25 protein-coding genes are annotated in these 26,230 nt (G+C 63.8%); 21 read left to right on the top strand and 4 right to left on the bottom strand.

The features are described from left to right. The first annotated feature begins 2 nt into the window (after window positions 1-2). From AB7008_RS33085 to AB7008_RS33055, 7 genes are all read left to right on the top strand, one after another. A complete protein-coding gene (locus AB7008_RS33085; RefSeq protein ID WP_441260152.1) occupies window positions 3-722 on the top strand; it encodes an ABC transporter ATP-binding protein in 720 nt (239 codons plus the stop codon). Then, entirely contained in the window at window positions 712-1,437 is a 726-nt protein-coding gene (locus tag AB7008_RS33080; RefSeq protein ID WP_304490510.1) for an ABC transporter ATP-binding protein, read from the top strand. The genes AB7008_RS33085 and AB7008_RS33080 overlap by 11 nt, the downstream gene beginning before the upstream one ends. A gap of 47 nt (window positions 1,438-1,484) precedes the next feature. Continuing rightward, the gene (locus tag AB7008_RS33075; protein ID WP_304490509.1) at window positions 1,485-2,246 is read left to right on the top strand and encodes an SDR family NAD(P)-dependent oxidoreductase; all 762 of its coding nucleotides are present in this window, start codon (window positions 1,485-1,487) and stop codon (window positions 2,244-2,246) included. 86 nt (window positions 2,247-2,332) lie between these two features. Next, window positions 2,333-3,736, top strand: a complete 1,404-nt coding sequence (locus tag AB7008_RS33070) for an amidase (RefSeq protein WP_304490508.1) — start codon at window positions 2,333-2,335, stop codon at window positions 3,734-3,736. A gap of 714 nt (window positions 3,737-4,450) precedes the next feature. Continuing rightward, window positions 4,451-6,031: a sugar ABC transporter ATP-binding protein gene (locus AB7008_RS33065; protein ID WP_441260151.1), complete on the top strand. Its 1,581-nt coding sequence runs from the start codon at window positions 4,451-4,453 to the stop codon at window positions 6,029-6,031. After that, window positions 6,028-7,020, top strand: coding sequence for an ABC transporter permease (locus AB7008_RS33060; protein ID WP_028158378.1), 993 nt, complete (start codon window positions 6,028-6,030; stop codon window positions 7,018-7,020). The genes AB7008_RS33065 and AB7008_RS33060 overlap by 4 nt, the downstream gene beginning before the upstream one ends. 105 nt (window positions 7,021-7,125) lie before the next feature. Then, the gene (locus AB7008_RS33055) at window positions 7,126-8,277 is read left to right on the top strand and encodes a substrate-binding domain-containing protein (RefSeq protein ID WP_304490506.1); all 1,152 of its coding nucleotides are present in this window, start codon (window positions 7,126-7,128) and stop codon (window positions 8,275-8,277) included. Window positions 8,278-8,357: 80 nt separating this feature from the next. Here AB7008_RS33055 and AB7008_RS33050 read toward each other — a convergent pair whose 3' ends face one another. After that, on the bottom strand, window positions 8,358-9,152 hold the full coding sequence (locus AB7008_RS33050) for a DeoR/GlpR family DNA-binding transcription regulator (RefSeq protein WP_304490505.1): 795 nt from the start codon (window positions 9,150-9,152) through the stop codon (window positions 8,358-8,360). A 340-nt stretch (window positions 9,153-9,492) separates the two neighbouring features. On the opposite strand from AB7008_RS33050, the gene deoC reads away from it, so the two are divergent. The 10 genes from deoC (at window position 9,493) to AB7008_RS33000 (ending at window position 20,651) form a co-directional block, all read left to right on the top strand. Continuing rightward, a complete protein-coding gene (gene deoC / locus AB7008_RS33045) occupies window positions 9,493-10,410 on the top strand; it encodes a deoxyribose-phosphate aldolase (RefSeq protein ID WP_244463988.1) in 918 nt (305 codons plus the stop codon). Window positions 10,411-10,412: 2 nt separating this feature from the next. Continuing rightward, the gene (locus AB7008_RS33040; RefSeq protein WP_304490504.1) at window positions 10,413-12,803 is read left to right on the top strand and encodes an aldehyde dehydrogenase family protein; all 2,391 of its coding nucleotides are present in this window, start codon (window positions 10,413-10,415) and stop codon (window positions 12,801-12,803) included. 83 nt (window positions 12,804-12,886) lie between these two features. Next, a complete protein-coding gene (locus AB7008_RS33035) occupies window positions 12,887-13,342 on the top strand; it encodes an RbsD/FucU family protein (RefSeq protein WP_014494077.1) in 456 nt (151 codons plus the stop codon). A 5-nt stretch (window positions 13,343-13,347) separates the two neighbouring features. Continuing rightward, window positions 13,348-14,271: a ribokinase gene (gene rbsK / locus AB7008_RS33030; protein WP_441260150.1), complete on the top strand. Its 924-nt coding sequence runs from the start codon at window positions 13,348-13,350 to the stop codon at window positions 14,269-14,271. 7 nt (window positions 14,272-14,278) lie between these two features. Further along, window positions 14,279-15,154 carry a carbohydrate ABC transporter permease gene (locus AB7008_RS33025; RefSeq protein WP_441260149.1) on the top strand — a complete coding sequence of 292 codons (876 nt, stop codon included), beginning with the start codon at window positions 14,279-14,281 and terminating at the stop codon, window positions 15,152-15,154. Continuing rightward, window positions 15,151-16,188 carry a carbohydrate ABC transporter permease gene (locus AB7008_RS33020; RefSeq protein WP_304490501.1) on the top strand — a complete coding sequence of 346 codons (1,038 nt, stop codon included), beginning with the start codon at window positions 15,151-15,153 and terminating at the stop codon, window positions 16,186-16,188. The genes AB7008_RS33025 and AB7008_RS33020 overlap by 4 nt, the downstream gene beginning before the upstream one ends. Window positions 16,189-16,237: 49 nt before the next feature. Beyond that, complete coding sequence (locus AB7008_RS33015; protein WP_306326732.1) at window positions 16,238-17,677, top strand: extracellular solute-binding protein; 1,440 nt, start codon at window positions 16,238-16,240, stop codon at window positions 17,675-17,677. Window positions 17,678-17,762: 85 nt separating this feature from the next. Beyond that, entirely contained in the window at window positions 17,763-18,854 is a 1,092-nt protein-coding gene (locus AB7008_RS33010) for an ABC transporter ATP-binding protein (protein WP_441260148.1), read from the top strand. 233 nt (window positions 18,855-19,087) lie between these two features. Further along, complete coding sequence (locus tag AB7008_RS33005) at window positions 19,088-19,909, top strand: helix-turn-helix domain-containing protein (RefSeq protein WP_441260147.1); 822 nt, start codon at window positions 19,088-19,090, stop codon at window positions 19,907-19,909. 76 nt (window positions 19,910-19,985) lie between these two features. Continuing rightward, on the top strand, window positions 19,986-20,651 hold the full coding sequence (locus AB7008_RS33000; protein WP_039152160.1) for a DsbA family oxidoreductase: 666 nt from the start codon (window positions 19,986-19,988) through the stop codon (window positions 20,649-20,651). A gap of 7 nt (window positions 20,652-20,658) precedes the next feature. Here the strand turns inward: AB7008_RS33000 and AB7008_RS32995 are convergent, their stop codons facing one another. Continuing rightward, the gene (locus AB7008_RS32995) at window positions 20,659-21,828 is read right to left on the bottom strand and encodes a GNAT family N-acetyltransferase (protein WP_441260146.1); all 1,170 of its coding nucleotides are present in this window, start codon (window positions 21,826-21,828) and stop codon (window positions 20,659-20,661) included. A 161-nt stretch (window positions 21,829-21,989) separates the two neighbouring features. On the opposite strand from AB7008_RS32995, the gene AB7008_RS32990 reads away from it, so the two are divergent. Then, a complete protein-coding gene (locus tag AB7008_RS32990) occupies window positions 21,990-22,418 on the top strand; it encodes a YeeE/YedE family protein (RefSeq protein WP_441260145.1) in 429 nt (142 codons plus the stop codon). Window positions 22,419-22,423: 5 nt separating this feature from the next. Continuing rightward, window positions 22,424-22,891 (top strand): DUF6691 family protein, encoded by a 468-nt coding sequence (locus AB7008_RS32985; protein WP_441260144.1) that lies wholly within the window; start codon window positions 22,424-22,426, stop codon window positions 22,889-22,891. A 59-nt stretch (window positions 22,892-22,950) separates the two neighbouring features. On the opposite strand, the gene AB7008_RS32980 is transcribed toward AB7008_RS32985, so the two are convergent. Continuing rightward, window positions 22,951-23,280, bottom strand: a complete 330-nt coding sequence (locus AB7008_RS32980) for a hypothetical protein (RefSeq protein ID WP_441260143.1) — start codon at window positions 23,278-23,280, stop codon at window positions 22,951-22,953. A gap of 114 nt (window positions 23,281-23,394) precedes the next feature. Continuing rightward, window positions 23,395-23,799 (bottom strand): hypothetical protein, encoded by a 405-nt coding sequence (locus AB7008_RS32975; protein ID WP_304490496.1) that lies wholly within the window; start codon window positions 23,797-23,799, stop codon window positions 23,395-23,397. A 152-nt stretch (window positions 23,800-23,951) separates the two neighbouring features. Here AB7008_RS32975 and AB7008_RS32970 point away from each other — a divergent pair, with 152 nt between their 5' ends. Then, window positions 23,952-24,176 carry a hypothetical protein gene (locus AB7008_RS32970; protein WP_441260142.1) on the top strand — a complete coding sequence of 75 codons (225 nt, stop codon included), beginning with the start codon at window positions 23,952-23,954 and terminating at the stop codon, window positions 24,174-24,176. Next, window positions 24,177-26,225, top strand: a complete 2,049-nt coding sequence (locus tag AB7008_RS32965) for a pyrroloquinoline quinone-dependent dehydrogenase (RefSeq protein ID WP_441260141.1) — start codon at window positions 24,177-24,179, stop codon at window positions 26,223-26,225. Window positions 26,226-26,230 lie beyond the last annotated feature (5 nt).

Here is a 26,230-nt window from a genome sequence, read left to right as displayed (position 1 = left end):
TCATGTCGCTGGTCGAAGTCAAAGGCGTATCCAAGCGTTTTGGCGGATTGACCGCAGTCTCAGACGTCGACCTCACGGTCAACGCCGGCGAGGTCCACTGCCTGATCGGACCCAATGGCGCCGGCAAGAGCACATTGTTCAAGCTGATCGTGGGTCTCTATCCGCCGAGCCAGGGCAGCATCCTGTTCGATACCGTCGATATCACCAAGGAGCGTCCCTACGGACGCGTTCAGCGAGGCATGAGCATCAAGATGCAGGCTCCGAGCGTGTTCAAGGAGCTGCCGGTTCGGCAGAACATCCAGATCGCGCTCCAGGAGCGACTGTCCGGCGCGGAACGCATCGCCGAGGAGGATCGCCTGCTGACTCTGCTCAACCTGGGGCAGGACAGCGATAAGCTCGCGGGTGCGCTGTCGCATGGACAGCAGCAATGGCTCGAGATCGGGATGGCGCTGGCGCTGAAGCCGCAGCTCCTGCTGCTGGACGAGCCGACTGCCGGCATGTCGCCGGAGGAAACCTTCAAGACCGGCGAACTGATCAAGTCGTTCAATGCCGAAGGCACGACGGTGCTTGTCGTCGAGCATGACATGGCCTTCGTGCGCCAGGTCGCCCAGCGCGTCACGGTGCTGCATCTCGGCAAGATTTTCGCACGCGGTGATCTCGAAAGCATTTTGCAGGACGCGAAAGTCGCGGAAATTTATCTCGGTAAGACGCATGCTCACTGAAGCCAATCCCACGAACCGGATTCTGGACGTATCTGAATTATGGGCGGGATACGGTGCGACGCCGATTCTGCAGGGCGTCACCATGTCGGTCTCCCGCGGCGAGATTGTCGGCGTGATCGGCCGTAACGGTGTCGGCAAGTCGACGCTGATGCGGTGCCTGATCGGTTTGCTGCAAACCTGGCGTGGCACGATCAGCTTCATGGAGCGGGACGTCACAAAGCTCGAAGCCGACGCGCGGGCGAGGGCGGGCTTCGGATACATCCCGCAAGGGCGGGATGTCTTTCCGCAGATGACCGTCGAGGAAAACCTGCAGGTCGGCGAGTTGATCGGCGGTCCCGGCGGTAAGAAGCTGCCAGAGCTTGTCTATGAGTATTTTCCGCGGCTGAAGGAACGCCGGCGGCAGGCTGCAGGCACGATGTCGGGCGGCGAGCAGCAACAGCTCGCCATAGGCCGCGCGCTGATCGGCAATCCGTCCTTGATGATCCTGGACGAGCCGTCCGAGGGCATCCAGCCCTCGATCGTCCAGCACATCTGCCAGGCGCTGAGATCGTTCCGGGACGAGCTCGGGACCACCATCATCTTCGTCGAGCAGAACCTCGACACGATCCTGGCAATCGCCGAGCGTTGTTACATCATGGAGAAGGGCAGGATCGCGCAGTCGCTGGCGGGTGGCGAGGTTAACGAGGACAATGTCCGCGATCAGCTCCTGCTCTGAACGGCCGCATGGCATGTTTTCAAGTCGTCAATAGGGAGGGAATGGACATGGATCTGGGACTCAAGGGCGCAAAGGTTCTCGTCACCGGCAGCACCAAGGGGATCGGCAGGGCGATCGCCGACACATTCGCGGCGGAAGGCGCGGATGTCGGCATCTGCGCGCGCAACAAGGCCGATGTCGATAGCGCGGTCGCCGCGATCAAGGCGAAGGGCGTCGCCGCCTTTGGTAGTTCGGTCGATGTCTCCAACGGCCCGGCGCTCAAGGCCTGGGTCGAGGACATGGCCTCGAAGCTTGGCGGCATCGACGTCGTGGTCGCCAATGTCAGTGCGCTGTCGATCGGACAGGACGAGGAGAGCTGGGAAAAGGAATTCTCCACCGACATGATGGGCACCGTGCGGCTGGTCAACGCTGCGATGCCGTATCTGGAGAAGAGCAAGGCCGCCGCGATCGTCACCATTTCCAGCGTGTCGGGCCGCGAAGTCGATTTCGCCAGCGGCCCCTACGGCACGTTCAAGGCCGCGATCATTCACTACACACAGGGGCTCGCCTTTCAGCTAGCCAGCAAGGGCATCCGCGCCAATTCGGTGTCGCCGGGCAACACCTATTTCGAGGGCGGTGTCTGGAATCAGATCAAGGACGGCAATCCCGAGCTTTACAAGACCGCGCTGGCGCTCAACCCGACCGGCCGCATGGGCACGCCGCAGGAAATGGCGAACGGTGCGGTGTTCCTTGCCAGCAAGGCCGCGAGCTTCATCACGGGGACCAACCTCGTGGTCGATGGTGCCCTCACGCGCGGGGTGCAGTTCTAGGCGCTTATTGAGTAGCGCAGCCACGAGACCGGGCCGTCTGCGGCGCCGGTGGGCGAAGCCGTTTCCGACAACAGCAGGGCTGTCAGATGTCAGCAGATCCAATTCACTACAAGTCGATCATCGAAATCTCCGAGCTGTTCCGCCGCGGCGAGCTTCTCCCTTCGAAAGTGACCGAGGTGATGCTGGGCCGGATCGCGAAGCTCGATCAGAAGTTTCACGGCTACGCGCTCGTTCTCGCCGAGCGGGCCATGGCGCAGGCCAAGCGCTGTGACGCCGAGCTTGGCAAGGGCATCTGGCGCGGGCCGCTGCACGGCGTGCCGATTGGATTGAAGGATCTCTGCTACACCACTTTCGCGCCGACCGCTGGAGGTACCACGGTCCACGCTAGGTTCGTCCCCTCCTTCAACGCGACGATCGTGGACCGGCTCGAACACGCCGGCGCCGTCACGCTCGGCAAGCTAAAAATGACCGAGGGCGCCTATACGAGCCATCATCCCGACGACCAGGCGCCGCTCAATCCCTGGGGGACCGACTACTGGGTCGGCTCCTCCTCAAGCGGATCGGGCGTGGCCACTTCGGCGGGACTTTGCTTTGGCTCGATCGGCAGCGACACCGGCGGCTCGATCCGGTTTCCGTCGGCGACGTGCGGGCTGACCGGGATCAAGCCCACCTGGGGACGTGTGAGCCGCCACGGCGTCTTCCCGCTGGCTGACTCCCTCGACCATGTCGGGCCGATGTGCCGGAGCGCAGCCGATGCCGCGGCCATGCTCGGCGTCATCGCGGGCGCAGACGTCAATGATCCGACCGCCCTTCAGGCGCCGGTGCCGAACTATCTGGCGGGGATCGGTGACGGCGTGCGGGGCTTACGCATTGGCGTGGACCGCAGCTACACGCAGGACGGGATCGATCCGCAGGTGGTCGCCGCCTTGCTGGAAGCGGAGCGTACGCTTGCGGACCTCGGCGCCGATATTCGTGAGGTCAAGTTCCCAGCTTACGAGAAGCTCGTGAGCATGTGGATTCCGATGTGCTCCATCGAGACCGCAGAGGCGCATCTCGAGACCTATCCGTCGCGGAAGTCGGAATACGGTCCCGACCTGGCGCAGCTGATCGAGCAGGGCAGATCGATCGGCGGCGTCGAGATCGCTCAGATCCATCATGAGCGGTTGAAGTTCTGCGGCAGCCTCGCGGCGCTGTTCGGCGATATTGACCTGCTCCTGATTCCCACCATGCCCGTGCCGATCCCAACGCTGACCAAGATGGGCGAATACGGCGCCGATCCGAACGTGCTGCTCAGCATCCTGCGCTTCACGGCGGTATTCGACTTCTCGGGCAGCCCGACCATCACGCTACCGAACGGCATGGCGGCGGACGGGTTGCCGCTCAGCATGCAGCTCGTCGGCCCGCATCTGTCCGAAGATATGCTTGCCCGCGCCGGGTATGCCTTCCAATCAGTGACGGATTGGCACACGCGACGCGCCCTTGGCGAATGAAGATCTTCGGAAATCTAGGGTGCCCATCCGAAAATCAATCATGGGTCGAGTTCAGAGCGGGGAGACACAGCACGTCGAAACGAAAATTCGTCAGCGGAACCGATGGGCAAGCGCAATGGAAGTGGTTGGGTTGCCAGCCGGCGGTCGCCGTCGCCGAGAGAGCCCGCGTGTGCATGATCAGCGCTGTTGCTCGTGCAGGGGCGCGAGTGGTGAGATTCGCGTAGCGTTCAATAGTAATCCCGCGCGGCGGGAATGATGCGACGAGCACGACGTATCACGGGGATTGTCGTCCACAGAATTGGAGCGAAGTGTCGCGCGCGCTCTAGTGCGCTTGGCTGAGGCCGCCTCATCGCCATGGCTGTCACGCGTCGCCTATGCATCTACCTTTCTGTCGGCACACGCTTGCGCTGATCGATCGCGGGGCCTGCCTCCTCTAGCTTTGATGATCGGGTGTTGCGGCCAGGACCGAATAGAGCGCGTCGTGATGCCTTGGTCCGCTCCTGATGTTGAACAGATCCGCGCTGGGAAAGCCGGCTGTCTGTACTGACGTTCGCAACCGCACAAATCGAGATAGGGCCAGGGCTGGATCCGGCCCCGCGGCGTGATCCGCCATTGACAGGTCGGCGGAGATGATAGAATTATAACAGGATAAGTTGCAAAAATAACAATATGTCACCATCGTACCAGCGTCTCGCGGGGCGACGGGAGGAAAGTTTGGAACTGTCCGGTCCGGTTGCAGCAGAACCTCGGTCGTCGACCTCGCTTGTGATGGTCAGTGGCATCAACAAGCGCTTCGGCGGCGTGCGAGCGCTGCGTGACGTCAACCTCGAGGTTCGCGCCGGCGAGGTCCATGCGCTACTGGGCGAGAACGGCGCGGGAAAATCTACCCTGATCAAGATTCTCAGTGGTGTTCATGCCCTCGACAGCGGCACGATCGCGATCGCCGGCAGGCCGGTAGAATTCGACAGCCCGGCGAAGTCGCGCGAGGCGGGGATCGCTGTCGTTTATCAGGATCTCAGCCTCGTCGAATCCTTGAGCGTTGCGGACAATCTGTTGCTCGGCCGTGAGCCGCGTGCGCGTTTCGGCTTCGTCCGGCAGCGCGCGCTGATGGCCAGGGCCGAGGCGTTCCTGAACGCGCTCGGCATTCCCCTGGATACGAGAGCGGCCGTCGGCTCGCTGCCTTTCGCCTATCGCCAGATGACGGAGATCGCCAAGGCGCTGATGGGCGAGGTCCGGCTTCTGATCCTCGACGAGCCGACCTCCTCGCTGACATCGGATGAGGTTCGGATCCTGTTCGATGCGATCGGGAAGGCGACGCGCCGCGGAGTCGGCGTGATCTATGTGACCCATCGGCTCAATGAGGTGTTCGAGATCTCGCAGCGCGTCACGGTGCTGCGCGATGGCGCTAACGCGGGCACGTTTGTCACCGCCGAGACCGACATGAAGCGGCTGGTGAACGCGATCGTCGGAACCGATCGATCGGCACCCGCGGGCCCGCGCACCGAACCTGTCGCGAAGCGTGAATTGGCTCCGTCGCCGGTTCTGTCGCTGTCCGACGTGTCCAACGACCGGCTTCGCGCCGTCGATCTGTCCGTGCTGAAGGGCGAGATCCACGGCCTCGCCGGATTGATCGGCAGCGGCCGCACGGAGATTTTGGAGACAGTGTTTGGCCTCCGGCCGCTCGAGAGCGGCGCAATCGAGATCGAGGGCCGGCGATGGCTGCCGAGAGGGCCTGCCGATGCGATCGAGCAGGGCATCGCGCTGGTTCCGGAAGACCGGCATGTGCAGGGTCTGGTCCTGGACCATTCGATCGAGCGAAACGTCACCTTGCCGCGAATTCCCCATTTCTCGCGCTGGGGCTGGATGCAGCAACGCGCCGCGGCCAGGCGTGCGGAAACCGCGGTCGCCAGGCTTTCGGTGAAGGCGCCGGGCGCGTTCAGCCTGGTCAGGACGCTCTCCGGCGGCAACCAGCAAAAAGTCGTGTTCGGAAAATGGAATGATCCGCGGCCGCGCGTGCTGCTCCTGGATGAACCGACGGTCGGCGTCGACGTGGGCGCGCGCGAGGAAATCTATGCCGTGATCCGGAATGCCGTCCGCGACGGCAGCGGGGTCCTGGTCGTCTCGTCCGATCTCGTCGAACTGATCGAGCTCTGCGACCGCATCTCCGTGATCGTCAACGGGCGTGTGGCTCGCACGCTGTCGCGCGGCGAGATCGATGATGCCGAAGAGCTGCATCATCTCCTCCAGATGTACCAGGCCTCCGGGCCGGGCCACTTGCAAGAGCTTCCCGCATGACCGAACTGACTGCTCCCAACGTGGTCGCCTCGTCGACCCCATCTGATCGCCGCCGCAAGATCCTCCAGAATTTGCTGCGGGGCGAGCGGCCGTACATGCTGTACATCGCCTTCGTGATCCTGCTGGTCGTGTTCAGCCTGTCTTCGCCCTGGTTTCTCTCGGTCGACAATTTCCTGAACATCGGGCGCCAGACCACGCTGGTGTCGATCATCGCGGTCGGCATGACCTTCATCATCATCGCGCGTCAGATCGATCTGTCGGTTGCCTCGACATTGGCGCTGTCGGGCATGGCGGCTGCTCTCGCGATGAGCCAGATCAACAACAGCTGGATCGTGGGCGCCGTGGCCGGGCTCGGCACCGGTGCGCTGGTCGGGCTGCTCAATGGCATCCTGACCACGCAGCTATCGATCCCGTCGTTCCTGGTGACGCTGGGCTCGCTGAGCATGGCGCGGGGATTGGCGATGATGGTGACCAACACCAAGCCGGTGATCATCACCAACGAAACCTATTTCGCGATCTTTGGCGAAGGCACGTTCCTCGGCATACCAGTTCCGATCGCCTGGACTTTGGCGGCGATGACTATCGGCATCCTGCTGCTGCACTACAACGTGTTCGGCCGGCGCATCTATGCGGTCGGCGGCAACCCGACCGCGGCACTCTATTCCGGCATCAACACCAAACGGATCACGACTGCGGCCTTTGTCCTGACCGGCACGCTGGCCGGATTGGCGGCGCTGGTACTGTCGGCGCGTTCACATGCGGCGCGGCCAGATGTCGTGCAGGGCATGGAGCTCGACGTCATCGCCGCGGTGATCCTCGGCGGTTGCAGCCTGTTCGGCGGGCGCGGCTACATCCTGGGGACGCTGTTCGGCAGCTTGATCATCGGCACGCTCAACAACGGCCTTGTTCTGCTCGGCGTGAGCTCGCCGATGCAGCTCGTGATCAAGGGCGCGATCATCGTTGCCGCGGTTGCGTTCACGAAACGCTAGTCGACGTCAGGCGCGGCGCATGAACAACAAGTTCATTGCGCTGCGCGGGTAGGGGCAAGGTCGCTGGCCCTCCGGTGAATCGGCGACCAAAAAATGGAGGAAACAATGAAACCAATCTTGCGACAAACCTTGCCTTTGACTGCGTTGGTGGCCGCTGCCGCCCTCTCGATGATCCCGTCGGCCCGCGCCGAAGTGCCCGCGACCTGCGTCAAGAGTGTCGATCTCGCGAAGCTCGGGCCGAAGTCGATCGTCGGCCAGGGACCCCACGGCGAAAAGGCGGCTTCCCCCGAGGTGCTCGCGCTGTCGGAGGCCGACGCCGCCAAGATCAAGGAGAAGAACTTCAAGGTCGGCATCTCCATGCAGACGGTCAACCTCGACTGGTCGCAGCTCCAGATCCAGGGCATCACCGATACGCTGAAGAAGTACGGCGTGACGGTAACGGGCGTCGCGTCCGCCGAATATCAGGTGGACAAGCAGATCGCCGATATCGAGAACACGATCCAGCAGCATCCGGACGGCATCATTTCGATTCCGGTCGATTTCACCGCGACCGCGCCGACCTACAAGAAGATCGCCAAAGCCGGCATCAAGCTCGTGCTGATGGACAGCATCCCGACTGGTCTGAAGCATCCCGAGGAATATGCGACGATGGTCTCGGCCGATAGCCAGGGCAATGGCCAGATCGCGGCACAGATCCTGGCATCCTGCGTGGCGCAGGGCGGCACCATCGGTCTCGTCAATTTCGGCGTCGACTATTTCAGCACCAACGAGCGCACCAAGGGCGTGCGGGAGTGGATGAAAGCAAACCGGCCCGACATCAAGATGAAGCAGGTCGACTTCACTGATCCGCCGAAGGTCTCGCAGATCGCGGGCGACTTCCTGACCGGCAATCCCGACGTCAAGGGACTGTACGCGGTGTGGGATCAACCGGCGCTCGACACGCTGAGCTCGATGCGGGCTCAGGGCGTCGATATTCCCATGACGACGGTCGACCTCGGTCTGCAATCGGCGATCGAGATTGCCAAGGGCGGGCCGCTGAAGGCGACCGGCTCGCAACGTCCCTACGATCAGGGGGTCGCCGAGGCGATGGCGATGATGAACGCGCTGCTGGGTAAGGAAACGCCTGGCTGGATCGGCGTGCAGTCGCTGCCGGTGACGCAGTCGAATGTGCTGGAGTCCTACAAGACCGTATTCAAGAAGGACCCGCCGGCCGAGCTGACGGATGCCTGCAAAAAGGCGAAGCCCGCCTGCAACTAGCCTGAAACAGCGATGCGCGATCCACCGAGACCGCGCATCGCTCAGCAAGCCTGATCCGGGCGAACCAGCCCCCGTCCGGATCAGGCCGTGCTGGTGACGTATTCGACGGGGAGGCTGCGGAAGTGCTTGCGCGTGTCTGCCGACACGGAGCCACCGACGATGATCCGCGAGAATGAGCTGACGTCGGAGAAGAACGCCGGCTTGAGGCTGCCGAGCTTGCTGGCGTCGACCACGAGGATGCTCTCCATCGCGGTAGCGATGACGGCCTGCTTGACGGCGACTTCGTGAAAGTTCGAGCAGCTGGCGCCGCGGGTCCAGTGCAGGCCGCCGGCCGAGATGAAAGCCTTGTTGACCCCGAGCCGCCGCAGGTAGGACAGGCCGTCATCCGACGAGAACGACTGGGACGACGGATGGTAGAGTCCGCCCATCAACATCACCTGCGTCGCTGGCCGGTGGGTGACGATCGAGGCGACGTTCAGCGAATAGCAGATTACCGAAAGCGGCATGTCCTCGGGCAGGCAATCCGCCAGCGACTGCATGGTGGTGCCGCAGTCGATGAAGATGGTGTCACCTTGCTTGATCGAGGCGGCCGCGGATCGGCAGGCGAGGCGCTTGTCCTGCGTGTGCTGGTCGATTTCCTGTTCGAATGTGTACTTGATCCCGGTCGGCGCCGCCGCGTTGACGACGTAGCCGCCGAGCAGGGCGAGCGCCGCCTCGGGCCCGGCAAGATCGCGCCTGACCGTCATCTCCGACACCTTCAGCAGCTCTGCGGCGTCCTTCAGATGCAGTGCGCCGCTCGTCTCGACGGCGCGTCGCAGCCGTTGCAGCCGCTGGACGCGGGTCTCGCTGGAGCGTGCGGTCGGTGTTTCAGTCATTTTCGTCACCGAGCTTGCTTATCCGGTTGACAATGATCTTACAATGATGTGAGTTTAGCAACGTCAATTTGTTACAATAATAACATCTGGTCCGAGGGGCGTTTCGCTGTCAGCGATGGCAGGCAGCAGAAGCTCCAGCGGGCAAGGGATGGGAGGATCGCATGCTGCAATCGGCACATTCAGTCTATCTGCCGTTTCAGCCGATTCGCTAGCATTGCGCGGCGTACCGATGGCGCAGGGCGTCTTGATATCAAATCCATCCGCGGTGCCGGCGCAGCCCCATGCGCGGGATCACAATCATCCGCATCCGATCGCGCGCAACAGCGGCCGCGCGCTCGAGATGGACTGGGTCGATGATATCCGGATCAATCTGTCCGCCGCCGAGCGCCGCGTTGCGAGCCTGCCGGGCCGGCGCACCGTCAAGAAGGACGCGCAGGCGGCGTGGTTGCTTAAGGCGATCACCTGCATCGATCTGACAACACTCAACGGCGACGATACGGCCGAACGGGTGAAGCGACTCTGCGCCAAGGCGAGGGCGCCGATACGCAGCGATCTCCTCGAAGCGCTCGGCTTTGCCGGGCGCGGGCTGCACACGGGCGCGATCTGCGTCTATCACCGCTTCGTCGCAACCGCGGTCGAAGCGCTCGATGGGTACGACATTCCGGTCGCTGCGGTTTCGACGGGATTTCCGGCAGGCCTCGTGCCTCACGATCTGAAACTCAAGGAGATCGAGGCGTCCGTCAGGGACGGTGCGCAGGAGATCGACATCGTCATCACGCGTGAGCATGTGCTGACCGGAGATTGGCGCGCTCTCTACGCCGAGGTCAGGGATTTCCGCGCAGCCTGCGGCGACGCGCATCTGAAGACGATCCTGGCAACCGGTGACCTCAAAACGCTGCGCAACGTCGCCAAGGCGTCGATGGTCTGCATGATGGCTGGCGCTGACTTCATCAAGACCTCCACCGGCAAGGAAGGCGTCAATGCCACGCTGCCGGTGACGCTGGCGATGCTGCGCATGATCAGGGTCTATGAGGAGCGCACGGGCTTCAAGATCGGCTTCAAGCCGGCCGGCGGAATCTCGACGGCGAAGGATGTGCTCAACTACCAGTTCCTGATGAAGGAGGAGTTGGGACGCGATTGGCTCGAGCCGGATCTGTTCCGCGTCGGCGCCTCAAGCCTGCTCGCCGACATCGAGCGCCAGCTCGAGCATCACGTCACCGGCCGCTACTCGGCCTTCAACCGTCATCCCGTGGGCTGAGCATGAGTATCGCACATTACTACGAGACCATGGATTATGGTCCCGCTCCCGAGGCGGACGGCGAGGCGCGCGCCTGGCTGAAGCGGCACGACGCGACGTTTGGGCATTTCATTGCCGGTAAATTCGTCGCGCCGGCTTCGGGCAAGCATCTGGCGACGATCGAGCCTGCCACCGGAAAGACGCTGGCCAAGATCGCGCAAGGCATCGCAGCGGATGTCGAGGCCGCCGTCGGCGCCGCGCGATCGGCGCAGTCGTCATGGGCAAAGCTCGGTGGTCACGGTCGTGCCCGTCATCTCTATGCGCTCGCGCGCATGCTGCAACGTCATGCTCGTCTGTTCGCGGTGTTGGAAGCGATCGACAATGGCAAACCGATCAGGGAAACCCGCGATCTCGACGTGCCACTCGCTGCGCGCCACTTCTTGTATCACGCCGGCTGGGCGCAATTGCAGGACCGCGAATTCGCCGACCACGTCCCCGTCGGTGTGATCGGCCAGATCATCCCCTGGAACTTTCCGCTGCTGATGCTGGCCTGGAAGATCGCGCCCGCGCTGGCGACCGGCAATACCGTGGTGCTGAAACCGGCAGAGTTCACATCGCTCACCGCGCTGCTGTTCGCCGAGCTTGCGGCGGAAGCCGGCCTGCCGCCCGGCGTGTTGAATGTGGTGACGGGTGATGGCGCCACCGGCGCGTTGCTCGTCGAAAATCCCGGTATCGACAAGATCGCCTTCACCGGGTCGACCGAGGTCGGTCGATTGATCCGTCAGTCGACCGCAGGCAGCGGGAAGTCGCTGACGCTCGAGCTCGGCGGCAAGTCGCCGTTCATCGTATTCGACGACGCCGACATCGATGGCGCCGTGGAAGGCGTGGTCGATGCGATCTGGTTCAACCAGGGCCAGGTCTGTTGTGCCGGATCGCGGCTTCTGCTGCAGGAAGGGATCGCAGAGACATTCCGCAAGCGCCTCATCCGCCGCATGGAGACGCTGCGCGTGGGTCCGCCGCTCGACAAGGCGATCGACATGGGCGCGGTGGTCGCACCGGTGCAGCTCGAGCGGATCAAGGCGCTGGTCGAAACCGGCGTCAAGGAGGGCGCTGAGAAGTATCAGGCGCCGGGGCCGATCCCCGCTGAGGGATGCTTCTATCCCCCGACCTTACTTTGGAACGTACATCCGTCATCGACCGTGGCGATCGAGGAGATCTTTGGCCCGGTGCTGGTCGCGATGACGTTCCGCACGCCGGACGAGGCGGTGATGCTCGCCAACAACACGCGCTATGGCCTTGCCGCCAGCGTGTGGAGCGAGACCATCGGACTGGCGCTCGATATCGCGCCGAAGCTTCAGGCCGGCGTGGTCTGGGTCAATGCGACCAATTTGTTCGATGCCAGCGTCGGCTTCGGCGGCTATCGCGAGTCCGGCTTCGGTCGCGAGGGCGGCCGGGAAGGTCTCTACGAATATCTCAAGCCGAAAGCCTGGAGCGGGCGGAAGGCGCGCGCGAAGGTGCCGCCGCCATCCCCGGCGGCTTCTAACGACGGCACCGGATTTGGCACGCCGTCGATCGACCGAACCGCCAAGCTGTTCGTCGGCGGCAAGCAGGTTCGTCCCGACGGAAATTATTCGCGCGCGGTGCTGTCGCCGAAGGGGAAGCACCTCGGCGAAGCCGGCGAGGGCAATCGCAAGGATATCCGTAACGCGGTGGCCGCTGCGCGCTCGGCCGAGGGCTGGGCGCGGGCGACGACGCATAATCGCGCCCAAATCCTCTACTACCTTGCCGAGAATCTGTCCGCGCGTGGCGACGAGTTCGCCCGGCGCATCGGTGATATGACTGGCGTTTCGCCCGCCAAGGCGCGCGCGGAGGTCGAGGCGAGTATCGAACGGCTGTTCAGCTATGGGGCCTGGGCCGACAAATACGAGGGGACGATCCATGCACCGCCGTTGCGCGGCGTGGCACTTGCCATGCACGAGCCGATCGGCGTGGTCGGGGTCGCCTGTCCGGACGAGGCCCCGTTGCTGGGCTTCATCAGCCTGGTGGCACCGTTGATTGCAATGGGCAACCGCGTCGTCGCCGTCCCAAGCGAGCGGCATCCGCTTGCAGCGACGGATTTCTATCAGGTGCTGGAGACGTCGGATGTGCCGGCAGGCGTCGTCAATATCGTCACCGGCGAGCGCGATGCGCTTGCAAAGGTCCTTGCCGAGCATGACGACGTCGATGCGCTCTGGGTGTTCGGCTCGCAGGAGGCCTCGACTGCTGCGGAGCGGCTGTCGATCGGCAACCTCAAGCGCACGCTGGTCGACCACGGGCTGGCGCTCGATTGGTACGACCGGGCGGCGAGCGAAGGTCCGATCCTGCTCCGCCACGCGGTGCAGGTGAAGAACATCTGGATTCCCTATGGGGACTAAAGACGTCACCTTGCGGTGATACGGGTTGGCATCCGGACCATCAGAGTTCGGGCGATTTTTTGAAGACAAGGGAGAGACGCAACATGCTCAAGGGCATCAATCCACTGCTCAATGCCGACGTGCTTTATGCCTTGCGCGCAATGGGGCACGGGGATCGCCTCGTGGTGTGCGACACCAATTTTCCTGCCGACTCCATCGCGCGCCAGACCGTGTTCGGTGAGCTGCTTCGCATCGACAATGTCAGTACCGCAAAGGCGATCGAAGCCATCCTCTCGGTGTTGCCGCTCGATACGTTCGTCGACGATGCCGCGATCCGCATGGAGATTGTTGGCCAGCCCCAGGAGGTGCCGCCGGTGCAGCGCGAGGTGCAGGCCGCGATCGACCGCGCCGAGGGACGCTCCTGGCCGCTGGTCGGGGTCGAGCGCCATGCCTTCTATGAAAAGGCCAAGACGGCCTATTGCGTGATCGCCACCGGCGAGCGGCGCTTCTACGGCTGCTTCCTGTTTTCCAAGGGCGTCATCGCGCCGGACGGAGAGTGATGACCATGAGCAAGACTGGCGTCGCAGTGCTCGGCATCTTCGTCGTCGATCTGGCCTTCCGGGCCGGCGACATGCCCGCGATCGGTGAAACGATCGCCGGCTCGGGATTTGCCATGGGACCAGGCGGCAAGGGGTCGAACCAGGCCGTGGCCGCTGCGCGCGCGGGTGCGGACGTGACCTTCATCTCCCGGATCGGCCGCGACGCCTTCGGTGATCTTGCCATCAAGACGTGGGAGACGGAAGGAATTCGGCCGCGCGTCGCCAGGACCGCGGAGGCGCCGACCGGCGCGGCCTTCATCTATGTCCACGAGACACGCGGCGACAACGCCATCATCGTGGTGAGCGGAGCGGCCGACGGTCTCAGCCCCACCGACGTCGATGCGGCGGCGGAGGCGATCCGCTCTAGCCGCGTCTTCGTGACCCAGCTTGAGCAACCGGCCGCAGCCGCGCAGCGCGGCCTCGAGATCGCGCGCGCCGCGGGCAGCATCACCGTGTTCAACCCGGCACCCGCGGGCGCATTCGACGACAGCCTGTTTGCCTTGTGCGACTACGTCGTTCCCAACGAGACCGAGGCCGAGGCACTGACGGGGATCGCGGTGAGCGATCTTGTCGGCGCCCGCCGCGCCGGCGACGCGTTGCTGGCCAAGGGAGCGGGGATCGCGCTGATCACGCTCGGCGAACGCGGAGCGCTGTTTCACGGGCGAGATCGCTCGCTGCACGTGCCCCCGTTCGCCGCCGGCAAGGTGGTCGAAACCGCGGGCGCGGGCGATGCCTTCGTCGGCGGCTTCGCTGCAGCGCTCGCGGGCGGCGCCGATCCCCTGGAAGCGGCGCGCTTCGGCTCCGCCACGGCGGGGATTTCCGTGACGCGCGCGGGGACTGCGCCTGCCATGCCGCGGCGCGCTGAGATTGAAGCCCTGTTGAAGGGATGATCTGCTCATGATGCGGAACGATCCGATCAAGCATGTCTTCATCTGGCCGGCGGTGCTCGTCGTGCTGGCGATTTCGATCTTTCCGCTGATCTATTCGTTCACCACGAGCTTCCTCAGCTATCGCCTGATTCCGCCGATCCCGCCGCGGGTCGTGTGGTTCGGCAATTACGCTACGCTCCTGCAAGAGCCGCGCTTCTGGAATGCGATCTTCACGACGACGCTGATCGCGTTCATTGCCGTCGGGTTGCAATACGTGATCGGGTTTGGCGTTGCGCTCGCGCTGAAGGCGCGCGTTCCGGGCGAGCGGCTATTTCGCGTGGCCTTGCTGCTGCCCATGCTTCTGGCCCCGGTTGCCGTCGCCCTTGTTGCTCGCATGATCTTCAATCCGACCATGGGGCCGCTCAACCAGTTCCTGTCCATGTTCGGCATGGCGAACCTGCCGTTCCTCACCAACGGTCATTGGGCGCTCGCCTGCATCATCGCTGTTGAGATCTGGCAGTGGACCCCGTTCGTCATCCTGATGATGCTGGCTGGCCTGCAAACGCTCCCCGAAGATGTCTACGAGGCGGCCGAGCTCGAGAACGCCAGCGCCTGGCAACAGTTCTGGGGCATCACCTTCCCGATGATGCTGCCGATCTCTGCCGCGGTTGTCTTCATCCGCCTGATCGAGAGCTACAAGATCATGGACACCGTATTCGTGATGACGGGCGGCGGACCGGGTGTGGACACCGAGACCCTGACCTTGTTCGCCTATCAGGAGGGTTTCAAGAAGTTCAATCTCGGCTACACGTCGGCGCTCAGCTTCCTGTTCCTGATCGCCATCACGATCATTGGCGTCACTTATCTGGCGCTGCTGCGGCCGCATCTGGAGAAGCGCCGATGAGCGGGCAGGGCCTTACCGGACTGTCGCGCTGGAGCCGCCGCCTGGTCGCGGCCGGTGTCTTCGCATGGTGCCTGATCTCGGCGTTTCCGCTCTATTGGGTGGTCGTGACGGCGTTCAAGACCCCGCCGGGCGTGGTCGGCGGCCCGACCTATATTCCGTTCGTCGATTTCACGCCGACCCTGCAGCCCTTCATTGATCTCTATCAGGGTATCCGTGGCGAGTTCTTCCGGACCTTTTTGAACTCGACAATCGTTGGCTTGTCGGCGGCGGCGATCGCGACTGCAGTCGGCGCAATGGCGGCCTATGCGCTGGTGCGGTTCGAATTCAGGGTGCGCTTCGGCGCCGGCCTGATCTTCTTCCTGCTCGCGCTCGGCGGCTATCTGCTGTTCAACAATTCGCTCGGATTCACCCGCGCGCAGGCGCTGCTGCTGGCGTTCCCGATCGCGCTTGGCGCTGCAATCCTGGCCAACCGCCTGCCGCTGCCGGGGCCGATCCTCGGCAATGAAGACATCCTGTTCTGGTTCGTCAGCCAGCGCATGTTTCCGCCGATCGTCACGGCTTTCGCGCTGTATCTCCTCTACAGCGAAATCGGCCGGCTCGGATTCCAGCTCATCGACAGCTATGTCGGCCTGACGCTGTGCTACGTCGCGTTCTCGCTGCCGATCGTGGTCTGGCTGATGCGCGACTTTTTCGAGGCCATTCCGATCGAGGTCGAAGAAGCCGCAATGGTCGACAACGTGCCGAGTTGGCGCATCTTCCTCGGCATCGTGGTGCCAATGTCGATGAACGGACTGCTGGCGACTTTCATGATCACGCTCGCCTTCGTCTGGAACGAGTTCCTGTTCGCGCTGTTCCTGACCAATTCCAGGTGGCAGACGCTGCCGATCCTGGTGGCGGGACAGAACAGCCAGCGCGGCGACGAATGGTGGGCGATCTCGGCCGCGGCGCTCGTCGCCATCATTCCGATGATGATCATGGCAGGCCTGCTCAGCCGCATGATGCGGTCGGGCCTGCTGCTCGGAGCGATCAAATAGCAAAAACCTATGTAGGGAGGACTGGACGATGTTGCGACGGACGTTTCTGATGCTGACCACCTCGCTCGCGATGGCTTGCACCGCGAGCCAGGCGAACGCTGCCTGTAGCCCGGATTACTCCGGCGTCACCCTGACTGTGGCGTCGCAGACCGGACCGTATATCGCCTCCGCGCTCAAGCTCGGCGCGGACGAATGGACCAAGAAGACCTGCGGCAAGGTCAATGTGGTCGAGTTCCCCTGGTCGGAGCTCTACCCGAAGATCGTTACATCGCTTACCGGATCGGACGCGACATTCGATCTGGTCAGCTTTGCGCCGGCCTGGCTGCCCGACTTCGTCACCTATCTCAGCGAGATGCCGAAAGAGATGCAGTCCGGCAAGGATTGGGACGATGTCGAGCCGGCCTACCGTGAGCGCCTGATGGTGTGGGAAGGCAAGATCTATTCGCAATCGATGGACGGCGACGTTCACACCTACACCTATCGCACCGACCTGTTCAGCGATCCCAAGGAGAAGGACGCCTTCAAGGCCAAGTACGGCTACGACCTGGCGCCGCCAAAGACTTGGAAGCAATATCTCGACATCGCGGAGTTCTTTCAGCGCCCCGACAAGGGACTCTGGGGCACGGCGGAGGCCTTCCGTCGCGGTGGCCAGCAGTTCTGGTTCTTCTTCAGCCACGCGGCGGCCTATACCAACAACCCGAACTATCCGGGCGCGATGTTCTTCGATCCTGAAACGATGGATGCCCAGATCAACAATCCGGGCTGGGTGAAGGGATTGGAGGAATATATTCGCGCTTCCAAGCTTGGCCCGCCCAATGCGCTGAACTTTTCGTTCGGCGAGGTCAATGCCGCCGTCGCCGGCGGCCAGGTGGCCGAGTCGATCGGTTGGGGCGACACCGGCGTGATCGCCGCCGACCCCAAGCAATCGAAGATTTCCGGCAAGGTAGGCTCTGCAGTGCTGCCCGGCTCTGACGAGATATGGAACGCCAAAACCAAGAAGTGGGACAAGTTTCCGGCAGTGCTGCCGGCACCCTTCATGGCGTTCGGAGGATGGCAGATTGCCGTGCCAAAGGTGGGCAAGAACCAGCAGGCCGCATGGGATTTCGTCAAGACGCTGACAAGCCCCGAAGTCTCCGGCAAGGCCGCGATTACCGGTGGCACGGGTGTCAACCCATACCGCAAGTCGCACACCACGAATCTGGAGTTGTGGAGCAAGATCTTCTCGCCGACGGAAGCCAAGGAATATCTCGGCGCCCAGGCCGACTCCATTAACGGCAAGAACGTTGCGCTCGACATGCGTTTGCCCGGCTATTTCTCCTACACTGAAGTTGTGGAGATCGAGCTTGGCAAGGCGCTGGCCGGCCAGACCACGCCGCAGGCCGCGTTGGACGCGGTCGCGAAGGAATGGAATCGCCTGACCGATGAGTTCGGCCGTGCGAAGCAACTCGCCGCCTATCGCGCGGCGATGGGCCTCTCACCGAAGAACTAGCTTCCCGCGGAGACTGCCCCGGATGATGCGTGAGCATCATCCGGGCTTTGTTGGCCGTCGATATAGGGGACGGAAAAAGGAATCCATGGCGCACGTCGAGATCGAGAACGTCAGCAAGGCATATGGGCCCTACAAGATCATCGAGGGGCTTAATCTGAGTGTGGCCGACGAGGAGTTTGTCGTGCTTGTCGGACCGTCCGGCTGCGGCAAGACCACGACGTTGCGCATGATCGCGGGATTGGAGACGGTCACCAGCGGAACCATTCGTATCGGTAGTCGCGATGTGACGCAGCTGCGCCCAGGCTTGCGTAATTGCGCGATGGTGTTCCAGAACTATGCGCTCTATCCGCATATGACTGTTGGCGAGAATATCGGCTACGGCATGAAGGCGCGGGGCGAGTCGCGCGCCAGTATCGCGAAAGCCGTCGAGGACGTGGCGCGGGTTCTCGACCTCGAGCAATACGTGAACCGTCGGCCCAAGCAGCTCTCCGGTGGGCAGCGTCAGCGCGTGGCGATCGGCCGTGCCATCGTGCGCAGCCCGGACGTGTTTCTCTTCGACGAGCCATTGTCAAACCTCGACGCCAAGCTCCGCATCGAGATGCGGACCGAGATCAAGGCATTGCATCGCCGCCTCGCCAAGACGATCGTTTACGTCACGCACGACCAGGTCGAAGCCATGACCATGGCCGATCGGGTCGTGGTGATGAATCGCGGCCGCATCGAGCAGGCAGCTGACCCGATCACGATCTATGAGAAACCAAGCAATCTCTTCGTCGCGGGCTTCATGGGCGCGCCCAGCATGAATTTCATCCACGGGGAGATTGCCGCTCGCGACGGTGCACTGATCTTCACCGAACCCTCGGGTACGGCGTTGAGATTGCCGAAATCCCGAGAGGCGGCCTATGCAGGGAGCATCGGCAAGCCGGTTGTGCTCGGCGTGCGGCCCGACCACGTGCTGCGGCAAGATGCGCCATCGGGCTCCTCCGTCCGCATGATGGTGAAAGACGTGGAGCCGCTCGGGCCGCATACTCTCGTGATTGGAACCGTGGGCGCATTTCCATTCACGGCGCAGATGCAAGTCGGTGTTTCTGCGGCGCCGGATTGCCCGATAGATGTCGCCATCGATCTGGAGCGAACGCACCTTTTCGACAAGGTTTCCGGGGAGGCCGTTTCATAATCGGCGGTCCTTTCTTCCAGCGTGCGCATGCCTCATCGCGGTCACTCGCGCTGCGGCGAGCTCGCACGTGATGCGGACGACGTTGCAACCTTCTTCGCAAACTTTGCTCGTCCGGTATTGGTGTCGAGCAGAATTTGCGAAAAGAGATTAAGCGATTTCAGATGGTTACATGCCAATATTCATTACCTCGCGGGTAATGGAAGGGCTGAAATCCGCGTGCTAGGTTTTCGAGCATGAACGCACATGCATCCACAGCACAGGCCGAACGCAGCCAGCCCGTCCATATCGGCGACCATTTGCGCGAATGGCGGCAACGCCGCCGCATGAGCCAGCTCGATCTGGCGGGCGAGGCCGAGATTTCCGCGCGGCATTTGAGCTTCGTCGAGACCGGCCGCGCTGCGCCCTCGCGCGACATGGTGCTCAGGCTCGCCGAACGTCTCGAGGTGCCCTTGCGCGAACGCAACGTGCTGCTGGTCGCGGCCGGCTATGCGCCGGCGTTTCCTCAGCGCCCGCTGGAGGATCCCGCCTTGAAATCAGCTCGCCAGGCGATCGACCTCGTTCTCAGGGCGCATGAGCCCAATCCGGCGCTGGCCTATGACCGGCACTGGAATCTGGTGTCCGCCAACCGCATGGTGGCGCCGCTGCTCGAAGGCATCCCGCAGCGGCTGCTCGGCCAGCCCTTCAATGTGCTGCGGCTCGCGTTTCACCCCGAGGCGCTGGCGCCGCGCACGGTCAATCTCGCGGAATGGTGCGGGCACCTGCTGGAGCGGCTGCACCGGCAATGCGAGGCAACGGCCGATCCTGAGCTGATCAAGCTCTATAACGACCTCAAGACCTACCCCATCCCGGCGCGCTCGGGGCCTCTGTCGAACGACAATGTCGCGATTCCCTTCAAGCTGCGCCATGGCGGAGAGATACTAAGTTTCTTCTCCACCACCATGGTGTTCGGCACACCTGTCGACATCACGCTGTCGGAGCTGGCGCTGGAGACGTTCTTCCCGGCCGACGAGCGCACCGCCGAGCGGCTGAAGCAGATGGCAGCAGCTATGACCTAGCGCCCTTGCCTCTGGGCGGGTTCGGCTTATCTTCGGCTTATCTTGGGTCAAACCCGCATCGCCCGAAGGAGGCGCTATGAGCACGTTGAAACCGCTCCAGATCGATGTCGTCTCCGACGTGGTGTGCCCCTGGTGCTATATCGGCAAGCACCGGATCGAGAGCGCGCTAGCGCTCGTGCCCGACGTTCCCGTCAAACTCAATTTCCGTCCCTTTTTCCTCAATCCCTGGGTACCGCGCGAGGGCATCAGCCGCGAGGACTATCTGACCACCAAGTTCGGCTCGGTCGAAGCCTATAAGGGCATCGCCGGCCGCGTCGTCGCGGCGGCGAGCGAGGAGGGCCTCGTCTACAAGCCCGAGCTGGTCGCGCGCCAGCCCAACACCACCGACTGTCACCGCCTGATCCTCTGGGCCGAGGCGATCGGCAAGGCGCCCGAGATGAAGCAGCGGCTGATGGAGCTGTATTTCCGCGACGGCGGCGACCTCACTGACGTGAACGTGCTGGTGCAGGCGGCCGCCGATGTCGGCCTCGATGCCGACGACGTGCGCAAGCGCCTCGCCACCGACGAGGACGTCGCGCGCGTGTCGGCTGATGCGCAGGAGGCCGCCGAGAAGGGTATCTCCGGCGTGCCAACCTACGTGTTCGCGCAGAAATATGCCGTCTCCGGCGCGCAGGATCCGAACCTGCTCGCCCGCGCCATCCGCGAGGTCTCGGCGGAGATCAACGCGCAGGCGGCGGAGTAGCTTTCGCTTATTTGCGGAGCAGACGCACCACGCGTCGCGCGGCCTTGTGCGCGACGTTGAGGCCAACCAGCGCCGCGTGAATGAGCGCGACGACCGGATCGTGACGCCGCAGCGGAATCAGCACGTCGCCGATGGCGAAGCGTCCGCGCCAGATCGGGTTGATCATGGGGTGGTCGGCGCTCGCCGTGGAGTCCGCGCTGGTGATGGCCGGATCGGCGCAGAGATGCCGCGTGAGGTCGACCGTGAGCTGCACGCCCGGCGAATATCTTGCAAAGCGTTCGTCGATACCGAGCTTGAAGAAGAAGGCGCGGTCCTGGTGGCGCAGCACGATGCCGGCTGCCACCGGCGTCGTGCCGGCGCGCAACGTGATGACCTCGCACTGCGCGGTCTCTGCCAGCGCGGAAACCGCGCGTCGAATGAAGGTCGCATCGCCCGCATGCTGGATCAGCGCAGTGCCGCGCTTGCCCTTCCAGCCACTGGCTTCGAGTTGCATGAACGTTTCGAGCGCCGGCCCGATCTCGTCGGGCTTGCGCGCGACCTCGAAGGCGACGGGCCCGTGCTCTTCGAGGCGATGGCGCTGGCGACGCAGCTCCTTGAGCTTCTTGGCGCCGAGCGCGCCATGCAACAGCGTTTCACCATCCTGCGTCGCGTCGAGGCTCGCGCGGATGTAGGAGGAAAGGATACGCGGCTTCAGGCCGTCGCGATTGAGAACGTCCTTGAGCGAACTCATCGCCGCGCCGTCGAGCGCAACGTCGTTCAGCACGAGCGCATGCGCACCGGCCTCGCGCGCCTGCCGCAACAGGCGCGTGGCCGCTTCGATCGGAGCATCGCGGTCGATCAGCGGGCTGCACAGGGTGCCATAGGGATGCGCACTTACCAGCGCGGGCAGGGGGATCTTCCAGGCGCGCCAGAGCGAGACCACGGGCATCAGCCCGATCAGCCGCGCCGATGAGCCGTCGAAGGCGGGTAGCGCAGAGGCGTCGGTGCGGTCGCGTGCGGCCTCGCTCACGGCGAGCTCCCAACCCGGCAGGTAATAGCCGTTCGGCTCGACCACGCGCTGAGCGAGTGCGCGCCATTGGCCGGGATCGATGGACGTGAGGGGGACGAGCGCGCGCGTTGCCGCGGCAGCCCTTGCCGATGCCGGATTGATCGCCGCCTGATGCGCGATATCGACCACGTCCCGTCGTTCCCCGTTCAGAAGGTCATGCTTAGCGCAAAGATTGGAAAATTCCGTTGGGACGCCGCTTCAATTCGAATGGTAATATTAACGTCTCATTGAGCATTCGGGCGGCAGGCCGCCGCGTGCCATGATGGAAGCTCTCGAGCTGGAGGATCACAATGATCGCCACACCTTTCACGCCGATGGCGTCGCTTCTTGGTGGCGCGTTGATCGGACTATCCGCCGTGCTCCTGATGTGGGCGATGGGACGGATCGCCGGTGTCAGCGGCATCGCGGCGCGGCTGTTTCCGCCTTACGAGGACCGCGAGTTCGCCGGCCGGCTCGCTTTCGTCGCCGGCCTCGTCGCCGCGCCCATCCTGCTGCGCATTGTCAGCGGAAGCCTGCCGGTGCAAACGATTGCGGCGGGAACGCCGGTGCTTATCGTCGCCGGATTGCTTACGGGCTTCGGTGCGGTCTGGGGCAGCGGCTGCACGTCCGGCCATGGGGTCTGCGGCCTGTCGCGGCTGTCGCTGCGGTCGCTGGTCGCGACCATCTCCTTCATGTCGGCGGGCATCGCCACTGTCTTCGTGATGCGGCACTGGGGCTGACGACGATGGCAATCCTCATTCAATTCGCGATCGGCCTCGTCTTCGGTATCGGGCTCATCGTCTCCGGCATGTCGAATCCGGCAAAGGTGCTGAACTTCTTGGACGTCGCCGGCATTCCCGCCGGAACGTGGGATGCGAGCCTCGCCTTCGTGATGGCAGGTGCGGTCGCGGTGACCTTCATCGGCTTCAGGCGTGTCTTGAAACTCGCGCGACCGCTTTTCGCGGATCGCTTCTACTTTCCGACGCGAAAGGACATCGATCCGAGAATTGTCGCCGGTCCTGCCATCTTCGGCATCGGATGGGGGCTCGCAGGCTTTTGCCCGGGTCCCGCGCTCACCGCGCTCGGATTTGGCTCGGCGTCCGCTTTCATCTTCGTCGCCGCGATGTGCGCCGGCATGGTGCTCGCGCGCTTCATCGCGCAGCTCCCGTCGTCAACGCGCTTCGTCGCGCCGGCCGATCCGCTCGAAACCTAACATGGACAGGACCGGGCGAGTGGATCTCGTCCGGTCCTGCCCTGTTACAGCTTCATTGATTACCAGCGGTCGCCGCCGACACCGACGCCGACACTGACGCCGGGCGCGCGAATGCCGACGCCGCCGCGCGGACCATCGTCCCAGTCGCGATAGGTGCGGCGCTCGTAATAGCGATCGCGCGGCACGGCGTTGTAGGAGTCGCGTACGATCACGCGCGAGCCGCCGCGGGTGCGATAGCAATTGCCGGCGTCATCGCACACAAGTCGGACTTCCTGAACGAGCTCAGGGTTCGCGTATTCGCTGGTCGTATAGATGTCCGCGGCCTTCGCGCCGCTCACCGCAGCGAGGGCGCCGACGCCGGCCAGTAGTGCGATCGTGAATGTCCTCATCGTGTCCTCCTCCGAAACTGCCCTCGGGGGTAACAAGAAGGGGAGGCGGTGATCGTTCCGGGTCGAATTACAGGTTTTTCCCGGAACCGGACCGCGTGCCGGCGTGATTTGTTCCTAGATCGGCTCGTAGGTTTCCGTCCCGCAGATGTCGTCGGCTTCCGCGCGGCGGCGATCGACCACTTTTCCGCCTGAGATCGTCACGATGTAAATCTGGGTGCCGAGCGTGGAGCCGGTGGCGGAGGTGAGCTGCGCGCGGACGCAGGCGGTCCAGCCCGGTCCCCGCACCTCCCGATGGGGCGGGGCGACCTGCACCTCGCGCGGATAGGACGTGTTGAGGAAGACCACGTTGATCTGCTCGCGGACCACGCGCTTGACGTCAGGGGGCGCTTCGGGGGGCGGCTGCTCGGCTTCCTTCAGGCGCATGAACTCGGGCACCGGCGCGCGGCTGTCGGCGAAGCCGCAACAACCGAGTGCGAGGGCGCTGGCCAGCAGCGCCGCATGAGCAACAATCCGCAACATCCGTGAAGGTCCCCTGCGGGCCAACAGATAGGCAGGAATGCGATTCGGCAAAGTCCCGGTCGATCAAGATTTGCTGAAATCCCGGCCCCCCCGGCATTTGCTATTACGGGATTGCAGGCTAATTTGTGCCCCAGACGAGGGGGATTGCATCAATGAGGGTTTTGGTCATCGCGGCCGCCGTGCTCGCGCTAACGGCTGCGTCGGCGCAGGCGCAGGGCCGCAGCAGAGGCCAGCCGAACGAAGCAAAGTCGGACAACAAGCCCAAGGTCGACGAAAAGGCCTACAAGGCCGCGCTCGAGCGCATTCCGGAGCCCAAGGAGAAATACGACCCGTGGAGCGGAGCCCGTCCGGCTGAACCTGGCAAGAAGCCCAAATAAATGAGGGGGGCGTTGGCGACCCGTCTGTGTCGGTCGGCCACCGCCATCGTGCTCCTCCTGTTTTCGTCGTGGCCAGGCATCGCCTGGGAGAGCTGGGGTGGCGATCCCGGCGGCTCACGCTTCTCGCCTTTGCGGGAGGTCACGCCCGACAATGTCGGCAATCTGGTTCGGGCCTTCGAATTCCATACCGGCGATCTCGCGGCGCGGCCGCCCGAGGTGATGCGGCGAACCAAATTCCAGGCGACGCCATTGTTCGTCGAGGACAGCCTGATCTTCTGCTCGCCATTCAACGAGGTGATCGCGCTCGATCCCGGCACGGGCGCGCAGAAATGGCGCTTCGATCCGAAGATCGCGACCAATCAGCGGCCCGCCAACCGCTATGTCTGCCGTGGCGTGACCTACTGGATCGACGATGAGGCGCCCGCGAATGCCGCCTGCCGATCGCGCATCTTCATGGGCACGAACGATGTCCGCCTGATCGCGCTCGATGCAAAGACCGGGATTCCCTGTGCCGGTTTCGGCACTGGCGGTGAGGTCAGGCCGGATATCGGCATGAAGCTGGACTGGCCTGGCGAATTCCAGATCACCTCGCCGCCGGCGGTCGGCCGCGGTGTCGTCGTGATCGGCTCCGCGATCGGCGACAACCGCCGCGTCGACGCGCCGAGCGGCGTGGTGCGCGCGTTCGATGCGCGCACCGGCCAGCCGCGCTGGACCTTCGAGCCGCTCAAGCGTGACGGTGTCGAAGCCGGTCACGCTAATGTCTGGGCGCCGATGTCGGTCGACGCGGCGCGCGGGCTGGTTTTCCTGCCGACGTCCTCGCCGTCGCCGGACTTTTGGGGCGGCAAGCGGCCGGGCAATAACGAGCACGCCAATTCGGTGGTCGCGCTGCGCGTCGAGACCGGCGAGCTCGTGTGGGCATTCCAGACCGTGCATCACGACGTCTGGGATTACGATCTGGCGTCGCAGCCGACGCTCACGCGTATCGACACCGGAGACGGCCAGCGCGATGTCGTGATTCAGCCGACCAAGCAGGGATTTGTCTTCGTGCTCGACCGCGATACCGGCAAGCCGGTGTGGCCGGTGGAAGAGCGCGTCGTGCCGCAAGGCGGCGCGGAAGGTGAACGACTGTCGCCGACGCAGCCATTCCCGACGCATGTGCCGCCGCTGACATCGCAAAAAATCTCGACTGAGGATGCGCTCTCGCTCCTCCCTGGCCTGGGTCGCTCCACTTGCGAAAGGCAGTTCGCGGAGGCACGTAACGAGGGGTTGTTCACCCCGCCCTCGACGCAAGGCACGGCGGAGTTTCCCTTCACCGGCGGCGGCGTCAACTGGGGTAGCGCAGCCTTCGATCCGGTCAACCAGATCCTCTACGCCAACATCGGCCGCGCCGTTCATCTCATCAAGCTGATCCCGCGCGCGGAGGCGGCTGGATTCGATCCGCCTCCCGGTCATGATTTCGGCCAGCAGAAGGGCGCGCCGTTTGCGATGTCGCGTGCGGTGGTGACGTCGCCGCTCGGGCTTCTTTGCAACAAGCCGCCTTGGGGCGAGATGGTCGCGGTCGATCTGAAAGCCGGCAAGATCCTCTGGCGTTCGACGGTCGGCACCACGGAAGACCTTGCGCCGCTCGGCGTGCCGCTGCCGTGGGGCGCGCCGCTCGTCAACGGGCTCGCGGTCACCGCAGGCGGCCTCGTCTTCACCGGCGCGATGGATGCCTATCTGCGCGCCTTCGATGCGCGAAGCGGCCGGGAGTTGTGGCAAGGCCGGCTGCCGGTGCCCGGCGTCGCCAACCCCATGACCTATCTCTGGAAGGGCGAGCAGTATGTCGCGATCGGCGCCGGTGGCCACTCCGAGGTCGGCACCTCGATCGGCGACAGCGTCGTTGCATTTCGCCTGGCGCGGCCGGGTGAAGGGCCGTCGCTATGGTCACGCACCATCGATCGTCCGGGCGGACGATTTTGGGTGTCGTCGTCAGCAATTGCGCTCGCGATCATCGTGCTGATTATCGCGAGCCTACGCTGGCGTCGTCGACGTCGTATAAAGCAAGCGTGATGCTG

The sequence above is a fragment of the Bradyrhizobium sp. 521_C7_N1_3 genome, from assembly GCF_052075975.1.
GTDB lineage: Bacteria > Pseudomonadota > Alphaproteobacteria > Rhizobiales > Xanthobacteraceae > Bradyrhizobium > Bradyrhizobium japonicum.
This window is presented reverse-complemented; position numbering and strand designations above follow the sequence as displayed.

Bases quoted from the DNA above. Each gene is read 5' to 3' on its own strand.
- AB7008_RS33085 (WP_441260152.1), top strand. From the start codon at position 3: ATGTCGCTGGTCGAAGTCAAAGGCGTATCCAAGCGTTTTGGCGGATTG.
- AB7008_RS33080 (WP_304490510.1), top strand. From the start codon at position 712: ATGCTCACTGAAGCCAATCCCACGAACCGGATTCTGGACGTATCTGAA.
- AB7008_RS33075 (WP_304490509.1), top strand. From the start codon at position 1,485: ATGGATCTGGGACTCAAGGGCGCAAAGGTTCTCGTCACCGGCAGCACC.
- AB7008_RS33070 (WP_304490508.1), top strand. From the start codon at position 2,333: ATGTCAGCAGATCCAATTCACTACAAGTCGATCATCGAAATCTCCGAG.
- AB7008_RS33060 (WP_028158378.1), top strand. From the start codon at position 6,028: ATGACCGAACTGACTGCTCCCAACGTGGTCGCCTCGTCGACCCCATCT.
- AB7008_RS33055 (WP_304490506.1), top strand. From the start codon at position 7,126: ATGAAACCAATCTTGCGACAAACCTTGCCTTTGACTGCGTTGGTGGCC.
- AB7008_RS33050 (WP_304490505.1), bottom strand. From the start codon at position 9,152: ATGACTGAAACACCGACCGCACGCTCCAGCGAGACCCGCGTCCAGCGG.
- deoC (WP_244463988.1), top strand. From the start codon at position 9,493: ATGGACTGGGTCGATGATATCCGGATCAATCTGTCCGCCGCCGAGCGC.
- AB7008_RS33040 (WP_304490504.1), top strand. From the start codon at position 10,413: ATGAGTATCGCACATTACTACGAGACCATGGATTATGGTCCCGCTCCC.
- AB7008_RS33035 (WP_014494077.1), top strand. From the start codon at position 12,887: ATGCTCAAGGGCATCAATCCACTGCTCAATGCCGACGTGCTTTATGCC.
- rbsK (WP_441260150.1), top strand. From the start codon at position 13,348: ATGAGCAAGACTGGCGTCGCAGTGCTCGGCATCTTCGTCGTCGATCTG.
- AB7008_RS33025 (WP_441260149.1), top strand. From the start codon at position 14,279: ATGATGCGGAACGATCCGATCAAGCATGTCTTCATCTGGCCGGCGGTG.
- AB7008_RS33020 (WP_304490501.1), top strand. From the start codon at position 15,151: ATGAGCGGGCAGGGCCTTACCGGACTGTCGCGCTGGAGCCGCCGCCTG.
- AB7008_RS33015 (WP_306326732.1), top strand. From the start codon at position 16,238: ATGCTGACCACCTCGCTCGCGATGGCTTGCACCGCGAGCCAGGCGAAC.
- AB7008_RS33010 (WP_441260148.1), top strand. From the start codon at position 17,763: ATGGCGCACGTCGAGATCGAGAACGTCAGCAAGGCATATGGGCCCTAC.
- AB7008_RS33005 (WP_441260147.1), top strand. From the start codon at position 19,088: ATGAACGCACATGCATCCACAGCACAGGCCGAACGCAGCCAGCCCGTC.
- AB7008_RS33000 (WP_039152160.1), top strand. From the start codon at position 19,986: ATGAGCACGTTGAAACCGCTCCAGATCGATGTCGTCTCCGACGTGGTG.
- AB7008_RS32990 (WP_441260145.1), top strand. From the start codon at position 21,990: ATGATCGCCACACCTTTCACGCCGATGGCGTCGCTTCTTGGTGGCGCG.
- AB7008_RS32985 (WP_441260144.1), top strand. From the start codon at position 22,424: ATGGCAATCCTCATTCAATTCGCGATCGGCCTCGTCTTCGGTATCGGG.
- AB7008_RS32980 (WP_441260143.1), bottom strand. From the start codon at position 23,280: ATGAGGACATTCACGATCGCACTACTGGCCGGCGTCGGCGCCCTCGCT.
- AB7008_RS32975 (WP_304490496.1), bottom strand. From the start codon at position 23,799: ATGTTGCGGATTGTTGCTCATGCGGCGCTGCTGGCCAGCGCCCTCGCA.
- AB7008_RS32970 (WP_441260142.1), top strand. From the start codon at position 23,952: ATGAGGGTTTTGGTCATCGCGGCCGCCGTGCTCGCGCTAACGGCTGCG.
- AB7008_RS32965 (WP_441260141.1), top strand. From the start codon at position 24,177: ATGAGGGGGGCGTTGGCGACCCGTCTGTGTCGGTCGGCCACCGCCATC.